General features: G+C 66.1%; 1 protein-coding gene. It reads right to left on the bottom strand.

Translation table 11 applies throughout. The annotated features are described in order from the left end of the window. Window positions 1-590, bottom strand: a 590-nt coding sequence (locus tag QSK32_RS45295) for an AAA family ATPase (protein WP_285475561.1), incomplete at both ends; no start/stop codon positions are given.

Below are 590 nucleotides of genomic sequence, written 5' to 3'. Positions count from 1 at the left end.
AGCTCGTCGTTGACCTTGATCTTCATCCGCTCGTACGACGACTCCTCGGCCTCGGAGGCCTGGAAGCCCAGCGACACGGCCTTGGCCACGTCACGGGTACCGAGGTTGGTCGTCAGGATGATGACCGTGTTCTTGAAGTCCACGATCCGGCCCTGACCGTCGGTCAGCCGGCCGTCCTCGAGGATCTGCAGCAGCGTGTTGAAGACGTCCGGGTGGGCCTTCTCGATCTCGTCGAAGAGCACCACGCTGAACGGCTTGCGCCGGACCTTCTCGGTCAGCTGGCCGCCCTCGTCGTAACCGACGTAACCGGGAGGCGCACCGACGAGCCGCGACACGGTGTAACGGTCGTGGAACTCGGACATGTCGAGCTGGATCAGCGCGTCCTCGGAGCCGAACAGGAACTCCGCGAGGGCCTTGGACAGCTCGGTCTTACCGACACCGGACGGGCCGGCGAAGATGAACGAACCGGACGGCCGCTTCGGGTCCTTGAGCCCGGCACGGGTGCGCCGGATCGCCTTCGACACGGCCTGGACCGCGTCCTCCTGGCCGATGACCCGCTTGTGGAGCTCGTCCTCCATGCGCAGCAGCCG

It is taken from the genome of Actinoplanes sp. NBRC 101535 (genome assembly GCF_030269225.1).
Taxonomy (GTDB): Bacteria; Actinomycetota; Actinomycetes; order Mycobacteriales; family Micromonosporaceae; genus Actinoplanes; species Actinoplanes rectilineatus.
This window is presented reverse-complemented; position numbering and strand designations above follow the sequence as displayed.